A 22,414-nucleotide genomic window follows, 5' to 3' on the forward strand; every position below is an offset into this window, starting at 1 on the left:
TGAGATGAAACTACATTTTGAATCTGACCTTACCTATCAGCAAAACGCCATAACATCGGTCTGTGATTTGTTTGAAGGGCAAGAGAAATGGGAAAGCGAAATGACTGTGCTGGCCCCAGCTCAGGGTGCACTCTCATTTGAAGGCGCAACAGGTTCAATGCCTGTTAACCCACAAATACCCGAAGATGATGTTCTGCTGAAAAACTTAAACAATGTTCAGTTAAAAAACCAGCTTCCACCTTCACCTGTGCTCGACAGCCATGATTTTACTGTCGAAATGGAAACAGGGACAGGTAAAACGTATGTTTACCTTCGCACCATGCTTGAGTTGAACAAACGCTACGGCATGAGTAAATTTATTATTGTTGTTCCTTCCGTTGCCATCAAGGAAGGCGTTTATAAAACACTACAGATCACTGAAGAACATTTTAAAAGCCTGTTTGCGGGTATCCCATACGAATACTATCTTTATGATTCGGCAAAACCTGCGGATGTTCGAAATTTTGCAACCAGTTCTGTTATGCAGATCATGGTAATGACGGTGGGTGCGATTAACAAAAAAGATGTTAACAAGCTCTATCAGTCCAGTGAAAAAACAACTGTGGACGATCTGGATAAGCCCATTGATTTAATCCGTGCTACACGTCCAATTATCATTGTCGATGAACCGCAAAGTGTTGATGGTGGCTTGAACGGTGCGGGTAAAACCGCACTTGATGCTATGCACCCTATGTTCACCTTACGCTATTCAGCAACACATATTCATAAACATCATATGGTGTACCGCCTTGATGCCATTGATGCTTACAACCAAAAACTGGTCAAACAGATCGAGGTTGCCGGGCTTGAAGTCCAGAATGCGAGTAACAGCCCTTATGTTAAGCTGCTAAGCATCAACAGTAAGAAAAACGCCATCAATGCTACTGTTCTTGTTGATGTCGCTGATAAAAAAGGCGTGGTGAACCGGACAGAAATTACAGTTTATGATGGCACAACGCTCGACGATGAAACGGGACGGGATATTTACCAAGGTTTCCGAATCAGTGAGATCCGTACGGGTAAAGAGGGTTATCTTACACTCGAAACACCATCAAACACCTACTATATGAACGTTGGTGATGTTGTTGGTGATATTGACCCTATGCTCATCCAGCGTCATATGATTAGACGTACAATCCGTGAACATCTGGATAAAGAACTGCGTCTCAACAATCAGCAAATCAAGGTCCTTACTCTGTTTTTCATTGATAAGGTTGATTTCTACCGCCAGTTCAATGAAGAAGGACAGCGTGAACCGGGTGAATATGCTCGTATTTTTGAAGAAGAATACCTCAAAGCTATTAAAAGCCCTGCATATAAAGATTTGATTCCTTCTCACCCAGAACATGCGAAAGACGTTCATGATGGTTATTTCTCCATCGATAAAAAAGGTGCATGGGCTGAAACAAGCGAAAGCAATAATGCAGGTCGTGAAAATGCTGAGCGTGGTTATAATCTCATCATGAAAAATAAAGAGAAGCTCTTGAGTTTCTCCAATCCGGTTAGATTTATTTTTTCACACTCCGCATTAAAAGAAGGCTGGGATAATCCCAATGTATTCCAGATCTGTAGCCTGCGTGAAATGGGTAGTGAACGTGAACGCCGTCAGACATTAGGCCGTGGTCTTCGCCTGTGCGTTAACCAAGAAGGTGAGCGTGTTCGTGATGATAATATTAACATTCTGACTGTTATTGCCAGCGAAAATTATGAATCCTACGCTGAACGATTACAGACTGAAATTGAGAATGAAACAGGTATCCGTTTCGGTATCATCGAAAAAGAAGCGTTTGCACATTTGATTTTTTCAGATACGGCAAAGCCAGTAGGTATCACTGGTTCACATGAAATCTGGTCAAGCCTGCAGACAGAAGGACATCTGGAAACATCAGGAAAAATAACCAAGTTCCTGAAAGAAGCCCTTTTCGAAGGTTCTTTTGCTATAACCGACAAGTTCGCATCACTGCAGGAACAAATTGAAGCGATCCTTCGTAAATCAGCAGGACGCCTGAATATTAATAATGCTGATGATCGTGAAATAATAAAATACCGTAAGGAAGTCATAAACAGCCCTGAGTTTGAGGCCTTATGGCAACGAATCTGTCAAAAAACACTTTACCGTCTGGCCTTTGATGAAGATGTACTGCTTACATCCTGTACGAAATCACTTTCTGAGATGCCGCCTGTAGCAAAAGCGATGGTTAGTTTTAGCAAGGCTACAATCAAACAAAGTCAATCTGGCCTTGATGTCAAAGCTCAGTCGAATGGGACAACAAGCGCTGTTATTGATGTTGCTGAACAACCGCTGCCTGATATTCTTGGTGTGCTGCAGGAAAAAACAGGACTGACAAGACGCAGTTTAAGTGCCATCCTGAAAGAAAGTGGAAGACTCGCTGATTTTGCTAAAAATCCGCAGCAATTTATCAGTGAAGCCATAGGCCGCATCAACTACTGCAAACGCCTGTCGATTGTTGATGGTATTAAATACTATCCACTGAAAGGTGAAGTATATGCACAAAGCCTGTTTATAGATAAAGAACTTACAGGATATGCTCGAAATCTATTTGAAACCTCATCTAAATCAGTTTACGAATATGTTCCTAAAGATTCTGATGTTGAAAATCGTTTCGCTCAGGAACTCGAAGAACAGGATGAAGTTAAGCTTTATGTGAAGCTTCCCGGCTGGTTTAAAATCCCAACACCGTTAGGAACTTATAATCCCGACTGGGCCTTAGTTATTGAGGACAATGGCGAAGAACATATTTACTTTGTCGTCGAAACAAAAAGTAAGCATATCGGACTTAGCAATGAAGAGGATGCAAAAATAGCTTGTGGCACTGCTCATTTTGATGCACTTGAAGAGCTAAAAGTTAATCCAGCAAGATATATGCGAGCCACAAATTTAAATGAAGTTATGAGCAATAGCTAGAATATAACAAAGGGTCGAAAGGCCCTTTGCGTTCCCTCTAAGGGAACACTCCACTGGAGTGAATACAGAACCTCATACTTAGGAAAAATGGCTCCCATTCAAAATATGTTTTATTTATTTTTTACAAGATGTAATTTATTCCCCCTGCGTTATAGTAAACAATAAATCAATATAGCATTGGTTTTTGAATGATAAATAAAACAAACAGATATGAATATATAAAAATTACCAATCTAAGCACAGCGCCATTTCACTACCATTTTTGACTGTTATTCTCCACAAATCAGTCGCGTATTGCTCAACCCCTCTCCAAGTATCGTCTTGATCATTTTCATTTCCATAAATAGATACACAGACATCATGCTGACCAATATAGGAATAATTGTATGAGTTATTATAGTTTGAATAATAATAAAATGATTTTCTCGGTTTACCGCCAGATGAGGCCCACACACCATTAACACATGATAAGATTTGTCCTGCTGCCGTTCTACCTTGTAAGCCATTAGGGGAACAACTAGCCCCGGCATTAGCTACTCCATTTAGTTGGGCAAATTCACCAACTGTGAGTCTTCCATCTGCTTGAACAGAACCACCTCTGATTTGTCCACCTGTATACACATTTTTGTTACTATATGCTCTGATCCATGAGCTGTCACTCATATACCAGCCACCACCCCATTTTTGGCTGTACCAGCCTGTATCACCCAATGTTCTGAACCAGTTCTGAGTGTAAGTTTCCCCACGGGAAGTGATTGTTGCACCTGATACCGTATTGTTTGAGTTTATTGTGCCATTTACCTGCGTATTTCCTGAAACATTCAGATTTGCACCAACATTAGTATCACCTGTTGAATGTAATATGCCAGAAGTCGTAGTTCCTGTTGCGGTGATATCTTTCGCATTATTAATGTCATTCCCACCCATATTCAGATCACCTGTCATAGGGAGTGTCCCATCACGACGCAAGTAAACAGAATACATCGCTGAATCATATCCAACACGATAGGCCATAAGACCTGCACTGTTGATATTACTGTAATCTGTTGATGTTTCTTTCCACGCCCCCTGCAGCCCTGATGCCACAGTTGCTGATTGTGTCATTCCGCTATCAATACCGGCTTCCTGCATAGCCTTCCCTAATAAGTCGTAGCGATATTTACCACCCTCACTCCAAGGTAAAGTCGTTGTAATAAGTCCATTGATAACATAGTTAGGTGTGGTTCCTGTACGTTTTAGCAGTATCTTATAAGATGATTTTTGGGCATTTACCCCGGTATATGATACTGGCAATAATCCTTCATTAATAAGTGTCTGGTAAGTGATTTCACAACCAGAACTATCACACGTTCTTGGACCCGGATCACTTGACTGGCTGCTGCTCGCCGTCAGCGTAGAAAGCTTGTCATAGCGGATATTGATATAACCATTGACCGCCTCCCCCATCTGTTTCATTTGTTGTCCAACAGCCTTAGCAATCACCGTGTCTTGCTCATTCTTCATATCCTGAAAGCGCATAAACGCCATCATACTACCCACACCCAGCACCAAAACAAGTTCCAGCAAAGAGAACCCTTTTTTATTTTGTTTTTTCATTTTCATCGTCCTTTTTTATTTCACGTACGTATCAATTAACAAAAATAAAAAAGAGGTCAAGGTTGGTTAAGATGTAATCCATAAAAAACCGTTAACAATAAAAATTAGGAGGCGTAATTTTATCCATTATCGTCTTTTGTATGTTATCCTGCTTATGATCTTAAACATTCAGGATAAAAGGTAATGACTGACGCTATTAAAACACTTAATAACATCCGTACCCTTCGCGCTCAGGCACGAGAAACAGATCTGGCTACACTTGAAGAGATGCTGGAGAAATTAACTTCTATTGTCGAAGACAGACGCCAAGAGGAAACAATCGCAAAGCAACAAAATGCTGAACGTCAGGGCAAAATCGAAGCCCTGCGTGCGCAACTGCTTGAAGATGGCATTGACCCGTCTGAGCTGCTGGGTAATGTTAAATCATCACGTCCTGCTGCTGTCCGTGCTCCTCGTCCTGCAAAGTACAAATACATCGACGAAAATGGCGATGAGAAAACGTGGACAGGTCAGGGGCGAACACCAAAAGTGATTGCAGCTGCACTGGAAAGCGGTAAGGTTCTGGAAGACTTTGCTATGTAATGTATGGTACACCCTGTTAGCTGGGGTGTATCATCAAAATGAAAATTAAATTTTTATGAGGTTTCATTATGTCTCGTTATATAGCTATTGTTGTAAAATACGAAAAAATAGAAGATTCTGAACTAATCAAGCCGATAGAATGGGCTATCTACGATCTATTAGATGAAAAGATGCTTCCAGAGCGTTATACACGCCTTTGTGATGCTGAAGAAGAAATAATTGCCCTCGATAAAGTTGCTATACAAAATGAAAAAAATGAAATTAATAAAATAGAAAAAAAGAGATCACGCAAGAATTCTTTTTCTAAATCTTGAAATTAATCAGTAAGGGCGAAAGTCCTTACTGTATACCTCAAATGGAGCTGTTATATCAGTAAACGAATCTCTTAGCGTATTACGGTACATAACAAAATCACCTCCAGCCTCATCTACTTGCTCAAGTATTAATTTTGCAATCGATGATCTTTCATTACTGTAAAAAAGTACATGCTTTTCATGGTGTCTATATCTTAGATAGTATATTAAATATTTAAGTTCTTCAGGATTCATTCTGGAAAAGACGTTACACAATATCTTTCGTGTTTTACTATTTTTGTTCTCTGTATATATATCTGAAATTCTCCTCCCTATAAACCTTGGGTCTATTCCATCTTTAAGCATTTTATTAAAAAAACATTCCAAAAGCTTAATCTGTTCTCTCCTCATTAATACCATCACTCTCTTTTCATTACCATCATTCATATAGCCTCCAGTTTAAATATTAAAAAATTAATTTCCCATTATCAATTTTCATTTGCACACATTAAAACAATGTAAATAAATATACTAAAATAACCTACCGCGCCCTCTGGGGCTTGCTCAACAGCTCCCCAGCCTAAAACAAGTTTTAAGCAGGAGAGCTGTTCGGACGTGAAATGACTTTATGGCCTGAACTTCTTGAGAACTCTTTCAATGTAGATTTGTCCATTTACTTTATACCGTTCGATATCGTGCGTATGTAAAGATGGAACTTCTAACAGCAAACCAAAGAGTAATTGTTTATCTACCTCACTTATATCACAGTTTAAAACCTTGGCAACTTCTGCACCAAGAATTATTTTTTGTCGCGTATTTTCTTTTTTGCTGTCTCTTTTTTCTTTTGCTTTAAGGTAATTTAATTTATTTTGCGCTCCAGCAATTTTCTGCTCAAGTGTTTTCTTAATTTCCGGCCTGTTTCTATCATTCTGAAAAACATTGCCAGTTAGATAGGTGTTTTTTATTTTATCATCATTCATTCTTTTCTCCACTGATGCCTATGATTGTAAGGAATATTACTTCTGAACTCATCATCTGAAAGTGCTCGTTTTATTGATTTTATCCGAGATCGGAAATGTTTCCTTTCCTGCTTCTTTTTAAATTCAACTCGTACTTCTGTTATTATCTTTTCTGCTTCACTATACGCTTGTTTTAGATCGGTATAGATTCCGTTATCAAGTAATCGTTTTGCTTCAAGATCGATGGCTTCATCGTTATTTTTATACATTAAACCTCCTTGTATTTATTTCCTTAACACCAATTAGCATAATTAATAAATTAATCAATAGTATAATGATAAAATTTGATCACATATCTCCAAGTGTTTTAATGAAATTTGAAAACATCTCTATTGCTGATTATTCTCAGAAGTGATAATGGAATAGTAAGAAAGGGCCAAAAGGCCCTTTTTTTAACACTTATGCGCACTCAGGAAGACTCAAAAGATTATTAGGCTGTTCACCATCATTTTGAGTTTTCAAGTATTTGTTACCAGAAGCACTAACAGCAACAATCACCCACACTGAATGCCCTCCTGCATTAACATAAAATCTCCATTTCCCAGATTCGATTCCGCTTATAGCCTCTTGCTGCGTGAGCCTCCAGCTTGTGCCATTATCGTTCTTGCCACCAATATGAGTTATCCTCTCATGGGCACTCTGACGGTTGCTTTTATTGATGCATAACACTCGATGGTCTGACATTTCAACCTCCTTATAGTTGCTGTATGTAATTAATAAGATGCTCATCATTCCAATTTTATCAAATTATTTAAGGAGTGATGCACACTGAGCTTAGGCCATATCCTTACGATTTCCAGTCAACAAAAACCTAAATCGCGCACTTTGTAATTTATGCAACACAAGTGATAGCAATTACTAACTAAAATATCTAATACTCTCCGCGTTACTTATTTTTGTTTTTTAGTGATTTTCACTTCACCTTTCGGTTTTCCACCCTAGTTTTTGATCTTCACCTGTTCATTATATAACAGGGAAGCCATCCTTATTTTTAACTGTTTTTTATATTTTAGTGTTTTCCCGCCTTACGGCGGGATAAATTAACACTCTTTTTGTCCTACGGACGCCATCAAAACCCAATCAGGGTAATATCGCGGAATACTTCGCCCGCCCATACAGATAGCGCCGCTTAATTCGGCGATTTGTTTTACAGATGTTCATATATTTAGTATTAATTAATAAAGGCAAGCCTTATACATTGCCGTTATTTTTGAGCCATTTATGGCGATAAAAAATAAAGCAATGCCCACTTACGCATTATCGCTTCGCTCTAATGCCGTGGGGTCTACCGACGGTTGCCTGCCGCAGGCTAAAACCGTTTCCTTCGGAAACAAAATCAAGGTCAACGTCAACCCCGGCGTTTTCCTTACGTAAAACGAAAAGCAGCATTTGGCATTGAGGAATACTTGGATGGCGATATACAGTTTTAAAATGGAGAACATCAGCAGAGGCGAAGGTCAGTCTTCAGTTAACTCTGCTGCATATCGTCATCGTAAAGTTTTCTTCGATAACAGAACAGGTGAAATTTGCGGTCGCAAAACTGCACATAAAAAGGACCTTGCCTTTGCGCAGATTTTTGCACCTGAACATACCCCTCCTGACCTGATTGTTGACAGTGAAACACTCTGGAACGCTGTTGAGGCTTCAGAGAAGAGAAAAGATGCGCGTCTTGCCAAAGAGTTTAAAATTGCCCTCCCCGCCGATCTAACACCAGAACAGAACATTGAACTGACTACAGCTTTTGTTCTTGAGCACTTTACCCAGCAAGGCATCATTGCTGATGTTGTTATCCACGATATCAATGGTCATAACCCGCATATCCATATCATGGGAACAACCCGTGAGGTTCTTTCTACCGGCTTTGGTAAAAAAGTCCGTGAGTGGGATAAGCCTGAAATGCTTGATAGCTGGCGTAAGGGCTGGCAGGAAATCTGTAATGGCTTCCTTGAGCTGTATGGTCACGATGAACGCATTGATCACCGTTCTATCAGGGTTCAGTATGAGGAAGCCCTTGAACAGGCTACGGCTGCTGCTACAAACGAAGAGAAAGCAATCTGGCTGGCTAAAGCTATTGAAACAAACCGCGATCCAATACTTCATATTCCTCGTGACCGCTGGGGCACTGTTGCCGCTCAGGAACAACGTGCTGCAGAGCAAGCGATACGTGATGAGCTGAAAAAAGAAGCTGACGAAGCCTACTTTACCTTTAAAGATCTACCATTAGACATCGTGGTTGATGTTGCCAGCTTTAGGGTTCATGCACTGGCTGAACCGGAGGAAATTGTTATCCCGGATAACACAGGTAGAGCTTCGCAGAAACCTGTACTGGTTGCTCCTGCGCCTCATACACGCACTACACTGAAAACCCCATCCACTTCAACGGCAAGAGCACTTAAACGCGCTCCTGTTAAAAGTAAGAGAAAGCAGGTTAAACCCCGTCAGGATGGGATCTTCAAGCGCTTCACCTTACTGGTAGCAGATTATATAAGAGAGAAATTCATCTGGGCCAAGAAGAAGCCAGCCCCTGTTTCAGTCGATGCGGAACACGATAAGCGTATTTCTGAAAACTATGTCTTTGATGAAGTTCAAGGCATCTACGTCCCACGCGCTGAGCATGAAAGACGTGCCAGATTTAACAAGGATGACTACAAACCAACATCTGATGAAATTAGGCGTTTTCCAAGTCGTCTTAAGCAGGATCAGCCAGAACATGATCACATTATGGATCTCACTCCATCCATACCACCTGAACAGGTGAGAAAGAATAGCTATCCAAAGTTTAGACCACCGAGATCACGAGGTAGAGATTCAGATTCGTAGAGCTATAACAGAAAGAAACTATAATATCATTTATCCGTGATAGCTTTGATAAGTTTAGCAAAGCTGATAAGTCCACCTCTAGAATTTAAATGATTAGGCAAGTCTCTGGTTTTGGGAAATTTACGGTGTCCCGGACCAAAAGATAATATTATTAACTTTTTCTTAGTTGTAGGATCATACCATCTGTAATGAATAACTGCTGCGGATGTTGCCCCTGACATATTTAAATCACGGATCTTGGCTTGAGTATATGTTGAGTTAGGATTATATGGTCCAATATGATAATGCCAATGACGGCCTGATTTATATCCTACAAGGATTGATATTTCATCACCATTAGTATCAGTCCAAGATGGCTTATTTTTCCCTCTAAGAAGTTTTCCATCTTCAACATCAAGGACAAATAGTGATAAAAGGACAGCTTCACAATTCGAAGTAAAATCATTAGTCAAAAGAGAGAAATCACAAAATTTCTCTCCTCGATAACTACCACTAATAAACTCTGGATGATAATAAACGATAGCAGGCATATTTAATTAGCGCATAATCCATTATTTATAAAGAAGATGAGGGATATCCTCTTGATCTTCACCAAGAACTGTTTTTGCAACATGACGTTGCCACTCTAAAAGAGACTGTAAACGCTCTTCTCTTGTGCCATTACAAACAGGTGCTTTGATCAGATCCGACTCGTCAATATGCGCACCACGCTTGAGCAGCATTTGATGTTCTTTGGCCTTTAAACTCAGCATAATAACCTCCTATAACTCTTGAACAAATTTAAGACAAAAATCTCTTTTTGTCAATTATTTATACAGTTTTCACACTAAGGAAAGATGGCTCTATATAATTGATTTTAAAGCAGTTTAATATAAAAGCATTTGTATCCCAAACCATACCATGCATGATCCAGATAGGTCACAGTGTGAATCTTACACCATCCCTGCCACATCCTCTTCTAACAAAGTTTCACCCTTATCGTAGTTTTTATCATCATTAAACTTACCACTCCACATCGCGCTTTCGCCTACGGTCTCAAGGGAAACGCCCATACAATGGTTTATAGAACTAAAAATACTTTAATAGTTGATAGTTTTTATGATAAATAGAGGCATTCCTTCGCAGTGAACAAGGGTAAATGCAATGAATGTATTTGTGACAAAAAGTACTCTTTACTCAATTTCAGGTGTTTTAGAAATAGATTATGACATTACATCAAAAGCATGTAGCGCCATTGAGAAGATCATACATGGATATTCAAAAGCAGCAATCCTTACAAAATCAGAAATATCTTCGCTTGGAAATATGATTGCAATTAATGAAATTCTAAATAATGAAACACCTGAAACCATAAAAACAAAAAAAAGAAAACTAATTACCAATGCAGCAATGAGAGAAAGGGTCGTTTTTATAAGTCGTCATAAGACATATCATTACTACGATAACTGTCCCAAAATAACATCGGACTATCAAAACTTCACAATCCCAGATGAAATACCTGAAAAATCAATAGAAGAGTACAGAAAGTTTTTCATTGAAAATATCACAACATTTACCACCAATCCAGATGTGTTTTATTTTAGCGCCAACATTAAATTTGGTACAAACATTAATTCCATAGGTAAAATGCATCACAGAAACAGTGGGAAGGCGAACACTCAAGATATGCTCAGCATTCTTGAGTCAGACCAAGAACCGTGTGCAAAAAGCATCTCAAACGCTCTCGTTTTTTATCAGAATAACAAAAGGATAGTACAGAAATTCGGTGCTGCGTCACATCTGCGAGACAAACTTCTTAACGAGGGAAAAATGGGACCAGACGAACATAAAACAATCTGCGATTGGCATCTTTTAAAAGAAACTGTAAAAGCAGAAATCTTCCAAAAAATAACAAAAATAAATAAGATAACAAACCATGCATATTCAAGTGATATACTTGATGCCATAGGATTTACACCATGTAGTACATGTAATGAGCTGAAGAATCGCTAACATAAAAGTAAGAGTGAACATCAAATATCAATAATAACATAGTCACTCTTACTATATGCGACCTTCAAGTATACTGGTTCATAATTAGTACCGATAAAGACGTCTCCAACCTCCCCACTTTCAACACCACTCTTAACTTGTTTAACTAACGTTTTAAAATCCTTAGACAACAAAAAAGCATCCTTTGATATATTTTTTCCATCATAAGGAAAGGATTTTATTTTTTTTGTTTTTACTGCCCCATAGCAATCGACAAAACTCAAAGAGATATTTATATTTTTCGACTCTCCCCCATTACTTTGAGATGAATGTCTTGTTGCTTTTTCATATGCTTCCTTTTTATCGACATCACTTATTTTTCCGAATAGATTAACGTGATAATCCTCTGTCAAAAACGTAATCACATCACCATTCAAAACATCCCGAACTACAACAAACCAAGCATTTTCGATATTACTGTATATCAACAAATGCGCTTTTTGAATTCCCGGCTTAGAACCCAAATTCACATAGGAACTGCTATAAAGTAATGACATTACATCATCTGTAGAAAGTACTGTACGTTGTTTGACTCTAAGCCTTGCATGGTCTGTAATGCCTATATACTTCACTATCAACCTCGTCTCACACTCTCAGGGAATGAAAAATAGACAGTCCAATTTACCATACTGCACGTCTTTCGCTAAATAGCTGCGCGGAATAATAGATCACTTAAAGGGAACTCAGCCCGAATTGTGCGATCTGATCAATCGCCAAACCAACCAAAATCACCAACCGGACTGAGCGATGCCGATCATAGCACCAGTACCCCGTGGCGAACGACGTCTGACTCAGTAAGCGCCTGCAGCGGTAGCAACATTCGCTGACAACAAAGAGCTAACAGGCCAGACGGATACAGATCTCCCGGTGTTCTGATGCATACTGCTCCATCCGCTTCCGGTCTGATGGCTTCACCACTTTTTTGCCATCGCTTCCTGAATAATTTCGGCCTTCAGACGCTCATCGGCATACATTTTTTTCAGCCGACGGTTCTCTTCTTCAAGCTCTTTCAGAGCTGCTCATCAGTGCCGCGTCCATCCCGCCAAACTTTGAGCACCATTTATAATAAAAGGTACTTCTGATGCCATGCTCCCGGCACAATTCAGGCACCGGGGTACCGCCTCTGCCTCTTTGAGAATGGTGATGATCTGAATGTTAGTAAAACGTGATCGTTTCATAGAAATCCCCCTGCATTCAGGTTAGAAGAATATTTTACTTATGTATGTACTGGTTTTTCGGAGTCATTACCATATCTTCTTTTTTACTTGGCATGTATTATTAAAATAATATATTGCTAATCAACTATTTTTAAATTGTGAGACAGCCATAATAAAATCATCTTCCCATCGTTGCGTTCTAATTGTTCTAGGATGCGGCGCTCTAAGTGTATGCTTCGGAAGATCTGGGTGATTTAATTTTGTAAAGTGTTTCTTTGGCAATCCATGAATATTATCAAAAACTAAATCTTGGTATAAGTCTCTCAGTCTTTTATCATACTTGTGATTCGTAAAAAATATACATACATCGGGTTTAAGAATACTAATTTCCTCTTTAACTAGATAGTCTAGCGAAGCAATATCTTGTGCAAGTTCTGTACGATCAGGTGAGCCGCAATCAACATCAAATCTATTAAGATTAGACCACGCAATAGCATATGGCTCAATACTTAGTGATCTTTCAACTTTCCTAATTACATTCCAAAAAGCACTACTGTAGTATGATGATCCAAAATTGAAATCTTGATAAGTGGTTCGCTGTTCTACTATTGAGAGAGATTTATTCCAGCCGAACGTCTCTTGCCCTACAACCATCAATTTTATCTTCTGAGATGAATAATTACTGATATTTAAAAGAAGTGGTCCATGAAGATTTTTATCTGAATGTTTTTTCCTATATTCATTAATAATATCATTGTTTTTGATGTATAGCTGATTAAGTCTGTTATTCATTTTTTATTCACCACAAAAACTCCAGTTAATGAAACACGATACCACTGGCATTGAACATGATAAACGTGTAACAAAAAACCACATCTTTTATTAAGCGGACTGGGTCTATACTTCACCCGCAGATTACGAGAAATGAGCCATATTTGTAATTCACCACGATTGAGACCATGCGGTTATCGTGTTGATAAATAATGTAACCCCCCATAATTTATCGATCAGTTAGCTATTTAGCTTACATTTGCAGGTTTTATATTCAACATCCAAAATAGCAGATATACTTTTAGATGAATTACCTAATGGTTTTAACTTTGAATATAATGATCTTAACTTCCTGATATCCTTAACCTTTCTCATCTCCCTGATTGATTTTATTGCATCCTTTCTGTCAACACCAGCAACTAACTGTTTGGCTTGTTCTATATACTCAGCATGATTTTTATCACCTTGCTGCTTTAAGGTATTTGCTAACCCTCTAATTTTAAAATACAAAATAAGAACATCCATAACACTTTCCTTTTCAATCACTTTTTTCTTCAAATTGAAAAGACACATCCTTATATTATCTTTTCTTTTTTGTGTTGGCCTAAGCTCTTTGATTACTTTTACACCATGTACAATTTTGGACTGACCATTCCTCAAAACTTTTGATTTCTGTCTATTTAATCTAACCCCACTTTTTAGCGCCATTGACAAAATCATTGTTTTTATTTTTGAAATATCTTCATTATTAATCTCTGATTCGAAACTAATAGTTATATCATCGACATATCTCGTGTAGTTTCCACCTATTTTTCCGACTTCTGCACTGATAAGAGCCTCCTCTTCTAAAAATATCAAGTTGGCAATGTCAGTACTTAATTTAGTTCCTTGAACAAGTGAGCCTTCAAGTGTTGACAGATTGGCTATTAATGAAGAAACTTCAGGAGAGAAGTTCATGTAATATTGAAATGCTTTAGCTATCAGATCTTCTTTTATAGAAGGAAAGAAATCCTTCATATCTTCTTGAATGATAATTGACTTATTCCGATGTGATATACAATCATCTATATAGCTGACTCCTTTCCTACCTCCAGTAATATACTCCGGGAGTGATATCCCCGAAAAAACACGCTGTTTAATAAGCTCATGTATTTTTAATAACTCCCCAACCACTTTATACGTCGTTCTTTTTTTTCCTTTTCTTAATACTGGTACCGTTTTGAAAAATTTCTTTTTGTTTTTTAAAACATAAGCGAGCCTCTCTTCGTTTGTTTCTAGCATTTTTAATAGAGACTCTATATTAGCAAGTGGCCTGTTTGAATAACTCCAATTTTTATGCATTAACTAACGTATCCATTATAGTTTTTTTGAGCATATTATTGATATCAGAAAACTCATCATTTGCCTCTTCACTTTCAGAAAGAAGGATAATGATATTTAGTGGAATGTGTAGCGCTAATGATATTTTTTCTAACGCTGTAATAGTAGGATCTCTTTGATTGTTTTCTATACGAGATAAATAAGATTTAGTTAAATCCGTTCTATCTGATAGTTCTTGTAGTGTGAGTTTACGTGCTTCACGGCATAGTTTAATGGTTGAACCAATATCTAACATAATGTACCTCAGATAATGGGATTGACATGGCTGGCTGCTCGTTCAAAAAATGAAGATGGATACATAACAAATCTCCTTAGTAGGTAGAAATCAATGAATATCAGAATCACCGTGTAGAAACTTAACTACAGCCAAGATCCTAGCAACATAGGGAAGATAATCTAAGGCAGACCAGCCTTTTGAATTTTCCCTGATTCTCTCTTCAAGGGCTTGTATTGCATCATCCAGTTCTTTCAAAGAGCTATTGTCTACAGTGTGTTTGCTCTTCTCACGCACTCGGCGCAAAGTGTCTAAAACATCTTTCATAAAAACCTCTCATTTTAACAACACGATGCAACTTGCATCCCCGCCAAAATGTCCTGTGGATCGTGTTGCACACCGTAGACAAAGCCAGCCAACACCCATCCAACACAACTGATTGGATACCCCGCCATTTCAGCATTAAACAATGCCGTATCGTAGATATACGATTGCTACATACATTTCGCATAAAGTTACGATCACAATGAAGAGGGACATGGGCCACGTCTCGTATTGGAGAAATGGTTGACTGAAAATTTCACTCAGTCCTTTACCGATCCTAGAGGTTTTTAAAGAGCAAAGACAAACGAGTTCGTTCGTCCATGATTTGATAATAGCCAAGTGTTGCCTGACAGGCAACATATCACATATATCATTTTGGAATATAAAATTATTTATTATGCAATAAAAAACCACATCTACATCCGCAGACATGGTTTTTTTGCACTTACAGTAAGGGGGTTTTACATCCTCCTCCTGAACACAACATTATCAGAGAAGATCGCCTTACCAGCTATAAAAGCCACAATAGCAATTATTGGTAGGCTGATAGTAGCCCCAGCAATCCCCGCAGACATTCCGATCAATATAGACAGGCCAAAGGTAAGCAATATAACCACGAAAGCATACCACTGCGGATAAGCCCCATATAAAACAGTCGCCATGCAGCCGGTGCAGACATGAACACCGCGCTGGCTCTCTTTCAAGCAAAAAGGACACTGGATAGTTTTGTTTTCCATGATAGACCCCTTAGAGCGCTTTCCAGCCATTGCTGGTTTTAACAATGTTAATCATGCTCTCTTCAGGTTCATTCATACCCTTGACGCTGGAGAACGCTTTTTTGTCCACCCATGAAGGAACATCCGCCAACTTCCATGTATAAGATACGCGAACAACTTTCTGATTACCGTTTCCCGGTTCGGTCCATTCCTTTATCTCAGTAACTTCCCGATGACCGACGCAGGCACCATTCTCACGGTTCCAAAACTCAACCTCTTGGCCCTTGTCAGTTACTTCCAGAACATCAACACTGCTAAACCCATTTGCCTGTTGTGAAACAGTGAGCAGCCCTTGTTCAACAAGTCCTTTAAGGATTTCATCACTGGCACTGTATCTGGCAGAACGGTAGCCACGGTTAACCTTAATCGGAAAACCTTTATTAAATACAATGTCGTTGTCCTGCAGGGAGTAGCACAGCTTTGATTGTGATATTTTCCCGTTGATCGCTTTCTCAAAATCGCCTTTTTCACCGCATCCCGATACAAGAGCAGCAAGACCCGCCACGAGTAAAAATTTACGCATAGTGTTATCCCAGAATTAATGATTGATTGTGCCGTTTCTCAGAACAACCAGACGAACTGGCATATCGGCGTTGTTGACGGTAGCGAACCCACGGACTTCGAAATTGTTTACCGTTCCGGTGACGCTGACTTTCTGGCCTTTCTTGTAAGTAAGAACGGCATCATCAATACCAGAGTAGTAATCCAGCCAGACCATCCCGCCGCAGTAGCTGGTATCGGTTGTTTTAAAGAGCAGGTAATAGTTAGGGGTTGTTTTGGGCATTCCCGTCATCATATCGCTGGCACTTCTGCCCTTCGTAACTTCAAGAACAGTGGCATTGGTGATAGAAATCCTTTTGCCTGCCCATTTCTTTTCTGCTGCCATTGCATTTTCTTCATAGTCTTTGCAGACAGCACCAAGGCCAGATACTGACGATACCGGACCAAGGTTTTGAGTGGTGGCGGTTCCCCCCAGCGCTTTACCTACTGAAGACAACGACGAGCTGATTGCTCCATTAACTGTATTCACGCCATCGTTGAGCTGCTGGCATCCTGTTAGTGCGGCAGCAGACAGCACCAGTGGCATCACTATCCGTAATTTCATATCTATCCCCAATGTGTGGAAACTTTATGTCAAAGACAGCCCTACCCATAGGTTGGTCTCTCTGGGCTGTAAAAAAGCATTAATCAATTGATAGGATTCAATTTATTTTTCTGTTCGTCATATCGTTTGTATCGATCGAATTCAAATCATTTGATAGATTTAAACTATCATAAATACATAATCGATCGATATAAACAATTAAAACACCGATCAATTGACGCTCTTTTGATAGTTAAAATCTATCAAAAGTAATTCATTGATCTATTATATCGATCAATAAGTGGTGTAATGTGCACGAAGAGCCATGTCAGTAGCTGTTTGCACATGGATGGAGATAGAAAGGTATAGGTCGGAACAGGTAATACCCTGTCGACCATTACGTAGACAGGGATTGTTAGATCTCAGGTAACGTAGCTATCTTCAGATATGGTGTTGCAAAAACCTGTATGCAACGCATGTTTTAATATGCTGTTTCATATGGAATGGTTGCTACCATTCAGATTTTTCAATCATCTTCCAAAGCACTCACACCGCTTGCCGGGAAATTGGTTTTCATATTATTCGATATATTCGGAACTAAGGACTCTATTGTTTCTTCGCTAACTTGGCTCAGTTCAGAAATCAATCTTCTGTATGTATTAATCATTCGTTCCTGATCACACTCATTTGCTGATTCTGATAAGAAGAAATAGTCATAATCTTTGACATGGATATTATCACCATATTCCAAAGTGAGTTTTATTCCTTGTTCATTCTCTTCAACATTTTTAACTATACAAGTTATAAATGGTATTTTTTCATTTGCATGAAAGAGTGTAATAATCTTAATGTTGTTCATCATTTATTTTCCTTCTTATTTATTATTTAATACCATATAAGATTGGTGAAGATCAAATTTAACTTTTGTTAATTAACGCTTTACCTGTTTTTTTCTTATTCTTTTGAAAAAATATTTATCTTATGAGCTAAAGCTCATGTGCTGACGCACGGCTACGCCCTAACGCTGTAAAATATATTTAACGTTTTAACAATGGTATTTGCTATGTTTGAGGGAAAAGCCAAAAGGATCAATCTCTGTTCTTTTAATTATAATAAGATATATATGATCCTATACATCATAACAGTATTAACACTAAAACATATAGCATTTGCTCTTAATCGTATAGGAAAACTATATACAGAGAAGCAGCACTTAGTGATTGTTCAAAACAATCACATTGCTGAAACAGGGTTTATCCCTGTTAATGATGGATTTATCCATAAAGAATTTCGGCGACAGCCGCCAATAAAATAAAGGTAAAACAATTTCGGTATTCCTGAAACATCAGCAGCGCTACGTGATTGTACGAAACAATCACTTCGCTGCAAATAACTCTCCAGAAAACCACATATTTTTACGTAAAACTCTCTGCACATACGGTAAAAGGAAAGCTAGACTCTCTTAACTTCTTACTAATTATTTAATTATAAGCACTGTCCCAGCCCAATAAAACCAAGGCTTCACACCTTTTTTTCCTATGTTTAAACATAGCAGTTCCCTATGTTTAAACATAGAATCGTCCTATGTTTAAACATAGCGGGATCTATGTTTAAACATAGTTTTTTTAACATATAGCAATGTCATAATAATAAAAGTTCTATTTTATTTATAGTTTTACTATTGACTTTCATTTTTCTGCATAGTATTAAAATAGGCATAATAAAAACTATAAGAGAGAATAATATGAATACTAATGACACTGAACTACTTCGCTTATTTGAAACATTAACCACAGAGCAAAAGATTGATATCGCAAGACACTTGCTACAAAACAAAGATATAAAATCAACCACCGTTATTGCAACAGAAGAAGATAAAGCGATCTCATTTGCACAGCCTTATGTTTTTGCTTTTACTTCTAACTTTCGTGTTTTTTCTGATCTGGACATATCGAAGAATGAATTCCGTGTATTAACTTATATTTTAGAATATATGGAGTTTGGAAACCTTATCAATCTGTCTCAAGCATCACTCTGCAAGGCATTGAATATCGCATCCGGTAATATGTCAAACATATTCAAAAAGCTAAAGCAAAAAGGTATTCTGGTTGAACATCATGGACACCTGTATATCAACTCTAATATTTTCGCCAAGGGTATGAGCCATCAACTTGATGAGAAACGTAAAGAGCATTTGAGTAATGCTAAAAGCCTCAATGCTGATATTGAACAATATCCAGAGTATTATACAGATCTTTCACAGAAAGAAAGACGAAACTTATCTTTGGAAACTGAAAATAAAGAGATCTATACAGATGCCTTTGTTTTTAGCAAGAAGAAGAAAAATAATGCTGTTCCTAATGCTAAAAACAGTGTCCAGATCGATAAACCTCGCAAGGTATATAAAAGAACAAAAGAAAATGAGGTAGCAAGAAAAGACGTGTCTGATATCGACCCCTATCTAAAAGCTGCATCCTAAAACAGGATAATAATAAGGAAAAACATCCTTAATACTTTTATGCTACAAAAGTAGAAATGAAATATTTAACCCCTCATTAATTTGACACTGATGTAGCCCCCTGAAACACCAGACAGTAGCTGTATCTCCAGATAAGAGATAGGCTTGAATATATGTCTAACACTAACACCAATTTTGAGATGACCGGGATCCTGTTAGGGCAAGAAGTCCGTAAACGTAAAACTCCTCAGGAGAAGATCGCCATTATCCAGCAGACGATGGAGCCGGGTATGAATGTCTCCCATGTCGCCCGCCTGCATGGTATCCAGCCCAGCCTGCTGTTTAAGTGGAAGAAGCAATATCAGGAAGGCAGCCTCACCGCCGTTGCGGCTGGAGAGGAAGTCGTTCCTGCTTCTGAGCTTACTGCTGCTCTGAAGCAGGTCCGGGAGCTTCAGCGCCTTCTGGGCAAGAAGACGATGGAAGTTGAGATCCTGAAAGAAGCCGTGGAGTACGGTCAGTCGCGAAAATGGATAGCGCACGCGCCCTTGTTGCCAAAGGACGGGGAATAGCCATGGTCAGCCGGACCATGGGCGTGTCGCGTGCGCAACTGTCACTGCGGATTAACCGTTCTGCCGACTGGCAGGACAGGCGCTGTAACCGGCGTAATGAAGAAGCAGACGCAGAAATACTGTCGGCTATCCTCAACATTATCAGCGATATGCCGAGTTATGGTTATCGACGCGTGTGGGGCATCCTGCGCAAGCAACGTCGCACAGAGGGACAGCCACCTGTGAATGCCAAACGGCTTTACAGGATAATGAGCGAGCATAACCTGTTGTTGTTGCATCACAAACCAGAGCGACCGAAGCGTGAACATAAGGGCAAGATAGCGGTGGCAGAAAGCGATATGCGCTGGTGTTCAGATGGCTTCGAGTTCGGCTGCGACAACGGCGAAAAACTGCGGGTAACGTTCGCGCTGGACTGCTGCGACCGTGAGGCCATAGACTGGGCAGCAAGCACGGGAGGCTATGACAGTTCGACCGTGCAGGATGTGATGCTGAGGTCGGTGGAAAAGCGCTTCGGCGACAGGCTGCCCGACACAGCGGTGCAGTGGCTGACGGACAACGGTTCAGCATATACCGCGCATGAAACGCGGAGGTTCGCCAAAGAGCTGAATCTGGAGCCATGTACAACAGCGGTGAGCAGCCCGCAGAGCAATGGCATGGCCGAACGGTTCGTGAAGACGATGAAGGAAGACTATATCGCGTTCATGCCGAAACCGGATGTGAGAACAGCCCTGCGAAACCTTGCAGCGGCGTTCACGCATTACAATGAAAATCACCCGCATAGTGCGCTGGGATATCACTCTCCGAGAGAATACCGGCGGCAGCGGGCATCGTTAACTTAAGATACAAAAGCTGTCCGGAAATGGCGGGTCAAGATCACATTAATTTGACACCTTCTCTATATATCTTAACATATATATATCCACTATTTATTAACGAGGTATATATGAGAAAAGTACAATTAAACAACAGTGATTTATTAGCATATTTTAATACGGTTGAAGAACTCAAAAATCATCCATCAATGGAGGAATATAGAACTGGATACCGTAAGCTACGTGATGATGATGATGCATTTGCATATGAAATAAAAAAATATAGGTCTGCACATACCACATTGCGCAGACTGGATAAGAAAAGACAATCTCTTTTGGATAGCTTTATTGGTGAGCTTAATCCTATAAGTTACTCAGCAGCTAACACCGCTGCTAAATCATCAGGAAATTTTGATTTAATTAATGAACGAATACTTTATAGAAAAGCCATTGAAGAAAAAAGTGATACCGAAATCATTGCTCTGGTGATAAAACAACGTACAGAGGCAGCTCTTGAGTTCCGGCGCTCTGTTGAGCTGAGTCTTGAACAACTTTCTTCTATATCAGTAGAGTTCAAATCATCAAGTTCAAAACGAAGGAAAATGGCTGTTTAAAATCATAAGATCGACTAGCTGGGAGACCATCAGTCAATTCCAAACGCAACATTTAATCCGTTTTTACTGGTCCCCTGCTCTTTTACGCTCCAGAATCGTAAAGTTTGATATGGATACCCATCTTCAAATCTGTTCTTGACCTAATTACCCTAATGTTAGATTATAAGTCTAGTCGAAATTTTTTAATCATATAAATGATGCGTATTGTTCGAATTAATTGATTTTTTACAATAACATTTCGAAACCATTATGTCTGTATTTGATCTGATTTTTATAAAAATAGTTAATGATAAAAATCGTCACCACGAGGATAAAAATGAAAAAATTTAAAGACGTGTTTATAAAAATTGAGGACAAGTCAATAATAGACTTTATAAAAAAAATTACTGATACCACTAACTCATATTGGAGCAGAGCATACGAAAGTGAGGAAAACTCAAAGTATTTAGGCGAAGTTGCTTTTAGCTTTAAAAGGTCAGGTGATAACATTTTACCTGATGCTGGTCTAAGCATTTTCCAGAAAGAAAATGATATTTGGTATATTCCTAATGTTGTTCCTTTAGAAAAAGGACAGCTAAACCACGAGGAATATAATACAATAATCACAGATTTTTATAACTCGTGTTTGAAACCAGTTGCACTAGAGTTAAAAATTGATATTGAAATAACCTCAGATTCCTTAACTGAGGAAGATGTTGTAGGAAGTGAAGCAGGAAAGCTATTAAAAAAATTTTCGTCTTTAGCGAATAAATCAACGGGAAGTTCACATCCTAATGATCAAGAGAGATGGTTTGCATTTATTGTAGAAACTTGTAAAAAAGATAAATATGTGAATACTTCTGATCTTGCCCGTGTTTTATGTGAACAAGGTTGGAGTGAAGATTCAGCACATAAGCTAGTTATAGAGTATGATTTTGCAAGAGATTTAATCACGTACATGGAGAAATGA

Annotated in this window: 25 protein-coding genes and 1 pseudogene; 9 read left to right on the forward strand and 17 right to left on the reverse strand. The window is 38.9% G+C overall.

From position 1 onward, the window contains the following. Positions 1 to 4: 4 nt before the first annotated feature. A complete protein-coding gene (locus tag ACOTXI_RS01505; RefSeq protein WP_155020744.1) occupies positions 5 to 2,965 on the forward strand; it encodes a type III restriction-modification system endonuclease in 2,961 nt (986 codons plus the stop codon). Positions 2,966 to 3,190: 225 nt separating this feature from the next. Here the strand turns inward: ACOTXI_RS01505 and pilV are convergent, their stop codons facing one another. After that, a complete protein-coding gene (gene pilV / locus ACOTXI_RS01510; protein WP_008499873.1) occupies positions 3,191 to 4,561 on the reverse strand; it encodes a shufflon system plasmid conjugative transfer pilus tip adhesin PilV in 1,371 nt (456 codons plus the stop codon). A 183-nt stretch (positions 4,562 to 4,744) separates the two neighbouring features. On the opposite strand from pilV, the gene ACOTXI_RS01515 reads away from it, so the two are divergent. Further along, a complete protein-coding gene (locus tag ACOTXI_RS01515) occupies positions 4,745 to 5,143 on the forward strand; it encodes an H-NS family nucleoid-associated regulatory protein (RefSeq protein ID WP_016243626.1) in 399 nt (132 codons plus the stop codon). 68 nt (positions 5,144 to 5,211) lie between these two features. Beyond that, on the forward strand, positions 5,212 to 5,457 hold the full coding sequence (locus ACOTXI_RS01520; RefSeq protein ID WP_016243627.1) for a hypothetical protein: 246 nt from the start codon (positions 5,212 to 5,214) through the stop codon (positions 5,455 to 5,457). Positions 5,458 to 5,463: 6 nt separating this feature from the next. Here ACOTXI_RS01520 and ACOTXI_RS01525 read toward each other — a convergent pair whose 3' ends face one another. The 4 genes from ACOTXI_RS01525 to ACOTXI_RS01540 all read right to left on the reverse strand — a co-directional run bounded on the left by ACOTXI_RS01525 (position 5,464) and on the right by ACOTXI_RS01540 (position 7,139). Further along, on the reverse strand, positions 5,464 to 5,883 hold the full coding sequence (locus ACOTXI_RS01525) for a hypothetical protein (RefSeq protein ID WP_016243628.1): 420 nt from the start codon (positions 5,881 to 5,883) through the stop codon (positions 5,464 to 5,466). Between the two features lie 179 nt (positions 5,884 to 6,062). Then, positions 6,063 to 6,416: a conjugal transfer protein TraD gene (locus ACOTXI_RS01530; RefSeq protein WP_016243629.1), complete on the reverse strand. Its 354-nt coding sequence runs from the start codon at positions 6,414 to 6,416 to the stop codon at positions 6,063 to 6,065. After that, positions 6,413 to 6,664 carry a hypothetical protein gene (locus ACOTXI_RS01535; RefSeq protein ID WP_016243630.1) on the reverse strand — a complete coding sequence of 84 codons (252 nt, stop codon included), beginning with the start codon at positions 6,662 to 6,664 and terminating at the stop codon, positions 6,413 to 6,415. Before ACOTXI_RS01535 ends, ACOTXI_RS01530 begins: the two co-directional genes overlap by 4 nt. 190 nt (positions 6,665 to 6,854) lie before the next feature. After that, complete coding sequence (locus tag ACOTXI_RS01540; RefSeq protein ID WP_016243631.1) at positions 6,855 to 7,139, reverse strand: DUF3892 domain-containing protein; 285 nt, start codon at positions 7,137 to 7,139, stop codon at positions 6,855 to 6,857. Between the two features lie 726 nt (positions 7,140 to 7,865). Between ACOTXI_RS01540 and mobQ the strand changes: the two genes are divergently transcribed. Then, a complete protein-coding gene (gene mobQ / locus ACOTXI_RS01545) occupies positions 7,866 to 9,275 on the forward strand; it encodes a MobQ family relaxase (RefSeq protein ID WP_103786794.1) in 1,410 nt (469 codons plus the stop codon). Between the two features lie 26 nt (positions 9,276 to 9,301). Here mobQ and ACOTXI_RS01550 read toward each other — a convergent pair whose 3' ends face one another. Further along, positions 9,302 to 9,805 (reverse strand): hypothetical protein, encoded by a 504-nt coding sequence (locus tag ACOTXI_RS01550; protein WP_016243634.1) that lies wholly within the window; start codon positions 9,803 to 9,805, stop codon positions 9,302 to 9,304. Between the two features lie 21 nt (positions 9,806 to 9,826). Then, positions 9,827 to 10,027 (reverse strand): hypothetical protein, encoded by a 201-nt coding sequence (locus tag ACOTXI_RS01555; RefSeq protein ID WP_016243635.1) that lies wholly within the window; start codon positions 10,025 to 10,027, stop codon positions 9,827 to 9,829. Between the two features lie 403 nt (positions 10,028 to 10,430). On the opposite strand from ACOTXI_RS01555, the gene ACOTXI_RS01560 reads away from it, so the two are divergent. Next, positions 10,431 to 11,267 (forward strand): hypothetical protein, encoded by an 837-nt coding sequence (locus tag ACOTXI_RS01560; RefSeq protein ID WP_139156390.1) that lies wholly within the window; start codon positions 10,431 to 10,433, stop codon positions 11,265 to 11,267. 20 nt (positions 11,268 to 11,287) lie between these two features. Here ACOTXI_RS01560 and ACOTXI_RS01565 read toward each other — a convergent pair whose 3' ends face one another. The 10 genes and pseudogenes from ACOTXI_RS01565 to ACOTXI_RS01610 form a co-directional block, all read right to left on the reverse strand. After that, positions 11,288 to 11,878 carry a hypothetical protein gene (locus ACOTXI_RS01565; protein ID WP_016243637.1) on the reverse strand — a complete coding sequence of 197 codons (591 nt, stop codon included), beginning with the start codon at positions 11,876 to 11,878 and terminating at the stop codon, positions 11,288 to 11,290. 190 nt (positions 11,879 to 12,068) lie between these two features. Further along, positions 12,069 to 12,484: pseudogene (locus ACOTXI_RS01570) on the reverse strand (transposase); the annotation flags it as partial. 120 nt (positions 12,485 to 12,604) lie between these two features. Further along, positions 12,605 to 13,255, reverse strand: coding sequence for a hypothetical protein (locus tag ACOTXI_RS01575; RefSeq protein ID WP_016243638.1), 651 nt, complete (start codon positions 13,253 to 13,255; stop codon positions 12,605 to 12,607). A gap of 219 nt (positions 13,256 to 13,474) precedes the next feature. Then, positions 13,475 to 14,575 carry a reverse transcriptase family protein gene (locus tag ACOTXI_RS01580; RefSeq protein ID WP_016243639.1) on the reverse strand — a complete coding sequence of 367 codons (1,101 nt, stop codon included), beginning with the start codon at positions 14,573 to 14,575 and terminating at the stop codon, positions 13,475 to 13,477. Continuing rightward, on the reverse strand, positions 14,568 to 14,849 hold the full coding sequence (locus ACOTXI_RS01585) for a helix-turn-helix domain-containing protein (RefSeq protein WP_008499884.1): 282 nt from the start codon (positions 14,847 to 14,849) through the stop codon (positions 14,568 to 14,570). The genes ACOTXI_RS01580 and ACOTXI_RS01585 overlap by 8 nt, the downstream gene beginning before the upstream one ends. A 90-nt stretch (positions 14,850 to 14,939) precedes the next feature. Then, positions 14,940 to 15,155, reverse strand: a complete 216-nt coding sequence (locus tag ACOTXI_RS01590) for a hypothetical protein (RefSeq protein ID WP_008499885.1) — start codon at positions 15,153 to 15,155, stop codon at positions 14,940 to 14,942. A 458-nt stretch (positions 15,156 to 15,613) separates the two neighbouring features. After that, a complete protein-coding gene (locus tag ACOTXI_RS01595; RefSeq protein ID WP_016243640.1) occupies positions 15,614 to 15,889 on the reverse strand; it encodes a hypothetical protein in 276 nt (91 codons plus the stop codon). 10 nt (positions 15,890 to 15,899) lie between these two features. Next, positions 15,900 to 16,451, reverse strand: a complete 552-nt coding sequence (locus ACOTXI_RS01600) for a lipoprotein (protein ID WP_155020747.1) — start codon at positions 16,449 to 16,451, stop codon at positions 15,900 to 15,902. 15 nt (positions 16,452 to 16,466) lie between these two features. Beyond that, on the reverse strand, positions 16,467 to 17,033 hold the full coding sequence (locus ACOTXI_RS01605; RefSeq protein WP_421633854.1) for a hypothetical protein: 567 nt from the start codon (positions 17,031 to 17,033) through the stop codon (positions 16,467 to 16,469). Positions 17,034 to 17,538: 505 nt separating this feature from the next. Next, entirely contained in the window at positions 17,539 to 17,871 is a 333-nt protein-coding gene (locus ACOTXI_RS01610; RefSeq protein ID WP_024191354.1) for a hypothetical protein, read from the reverse strand. A gap of 885 nt (positions 17,872 to 18,756) precedes the next feature. Here ACOTXI_RS01610 and ACOTXI_RS01615 point away from each other — a divergent pair. The 4 genes from ACOTXI_RS01615 to ACOTXI_RS01630 all read left to right on the forward strand — a co-directional run bounded on the left by ACOTXI_RS01615 (position 18,757) and on the right by ACOTXI_RS01630 (position 22,414). Beyond that, positions 18,757 to 19,491, forward strand: a complete 735-nt coding sequence (locus tag ACOTXI_RS01615; RefSeq protein WP_048977748.1) for a DNA-binding protein — start codon at positions 18,757 to 18,759, stop codon at positions 19,489 to 19,491. Positions 19,492 to 19,670: 179 nt separating this feature from the next. Continuing rightward, a protein-coding gene (locus ACOTXI_RS01620; protein WP_087776199.1) for an IS3 family transposase occupies positions 19,671 to 20,878 on the forward strand; the annotation gives its coding sequence in 2 pieces (ribosomal slippage) (positions 19,671 to 19,992 and positions 19,992 to 20,878; 1,209 coding nt in all). 104 nt (positions 20,879 to 20,982) lie between these two features. After that, on the forward strand, positions 20,983 to 21,465 hold the full coding sequence (locus tag ACOTXI_RS01625; protein ID WP_016243645.1) for a DUF4756 family protein: 483 nt from the start codon (positions 20,983 to 20,985) through the stop codon (positions 21,463 to 21,465). Positions 21,466 to 21,781: 316 nt separating this feature from the next. Then, positions 21,782 to 22,414, forward strand: a complete 633-nt coding sequence (locus ACOTXI_RS01630; protein ID WP_016243646.1) for a hypothetical protein — start codon at positions 21,782 to 21,784, stop codon at positions 22,412 to 22,414.

Origin of the sequence: Enterobacter cloacae complex sp. BZL2005, from assembly GCF_049238885.1 — a bacterium.
Taxonomy (GTDB): Bacteria; Pseudomonadota; Gammaproteobacteria; order Enterobacterales; family Enterobacteriaceae; genus Enterobacter; species Enterobacter roggenkampii.

Coding starts and splice junctions, on each gene's coding strand:
- ACOTXI_RS01505 (WP_155020744.1), top strand. CDS start 5: ATGAAACTACATTTTGAATCTGACCTTACCTATCAGCAAAACGCCATA.
- pilV (WP_008499873.1), bottom strand. CDS start 4,561: ATGAAAAAACAAAATAAAAAAGGGTTCTCTTTGCTGGAACTTGTTTTG.
- ACOTXI_RS01515 (WP_016243626.1), top strand. CDS start 4,745: ATGACTGACGCTATTAAAACACTTAATAACATCCGTACCCTTCGCGCT.
- ACOTXI_RS01520 (WP_016243627.1), top strand. CDS start 5,212: ATGTCTCGTTATATAGCTATTGTTGTAAAATACGAAAAAATAGAAGAT.
- ACOTXI_RS01525 (WP_016243628.1), bottom strand. CDS start 5,883: ATGAATGATGGTAATGAAAAGAGAGTGATGGTATTAATGAGGAGAGAA.
- ACOTXI_RS01530 (WP_016243629.1), bottom strand. CDS start 6,416: ATGAATGATGATAAAATAAAAAACACCTATCTAACTGGCAATGTTTTT.
- ACOTXI_RS01535 (WP_016243630.1), bottom strand. CDS start 6,664: ATGTATAAAAATAACGATGAAGCCATCGATCTTGAAGCAAAACGATTA.
- ACOTXI_RS01540 (WP_016243631.1), bottom strand. CDS start 7,139: ATGTCAGACCATCGAGTGTTATGCATCAATAAAAGCAACCGTCAGAGT.
- mobQ (WP_103786794.1), top strand. CDS start 7,866: ATGGCGATATACAGTTTTAAAATGGAGAACATCAGCAGAGGCGAAGGT.
- ACOTXI_RS01550 (WP_016243634.1), bottom strand. CDS start 9,805: ATGCCTGCTATCGTTTATTATCATCCAGAGTTTATTAGTGGTAGTTAT.
- ACOTXI_RS01555 (WP_016243635.1), bottom strand. CDS start 10,027: ATGCTGAGTTTAAAGGCCAAAGAACATCAAATGCTGCTCAAGCGTGGT.
- ACOTXI_RS01575 (WP_016243638.1), bottom strand. CDS start 13,255: ATGAATAACAGACTTAATCAGCTATACATCAAAAACAATGATATTATT.
- ACOTXI_RS01580 (WP_016243639.1), bottom strand. CDS start 14,575: ATGCATAAAAATTGGAGTTATTCAAACAGGCCACTTGCTAATATAGAG.
- ACOTXI_RS01585 (WP_008499884.1), bottom strand. CDS start 14,849: ATGTTAGATATTGGTTCAACCATTAAACTATGCCGTGAAGCACGTAAA.
- ACOTXI_RS01590 (WP_008499885.1), bottom strand. CDS start 15,155: ATGAAAGATGTTTTAGACACTTTGCGCCGAGTGCGTGAGAAGAGCAAA.
- ACOTXI_RS01595 (WP_016243640.1), bottom strand. CDS start 15,889: ATGGAAAACAAAACTATCCAGTGTCCTTTTTGCTTGAAAGAGAGCCAG.
- ACOTXI_RS01600 (WP_155020747.1), bottom strand. CDS start 16,451: ATGCGTAAATTTTTACTCGTGGCGGGTCTTGCTGCTCTTGTATCGGGA.
- ACOTXI_RS01605 (WP_421633854.1), bottom strand. CDS start 17,033: ATGAAATTACGGATAGTGATGCCACTGGTGCTGTCTGCTGCCGCACTA.
- ACOTXI_RS01610 (WP_024191354.1), bottom strand. CDS start 17,871: ATGAACAACATTAAGATTATTACACTCTTTCATGCAAATGAAAAAATA.
- ACOTXI_RS01615 (WP_048977748.1), top strand. CDS start 18,757: ATGAATACTAATGACACTGAACTACTTCGCTTATTTGAAACATTAACC.
- ACOTXI_RS01625 (WP_016243645.1), top strand. CDS start 20,983: ATGAGAAAAGTACAATTAAACAACAGTGATTTATTAGCATATTTTAAT.
- ACOTXI_RS01630 (WP_016243646.1), top strand. CDS start 21,782: ATGAAAAAATTTAAAGACGTGTTTATAAAAATTGAGGACAAGTCAATA.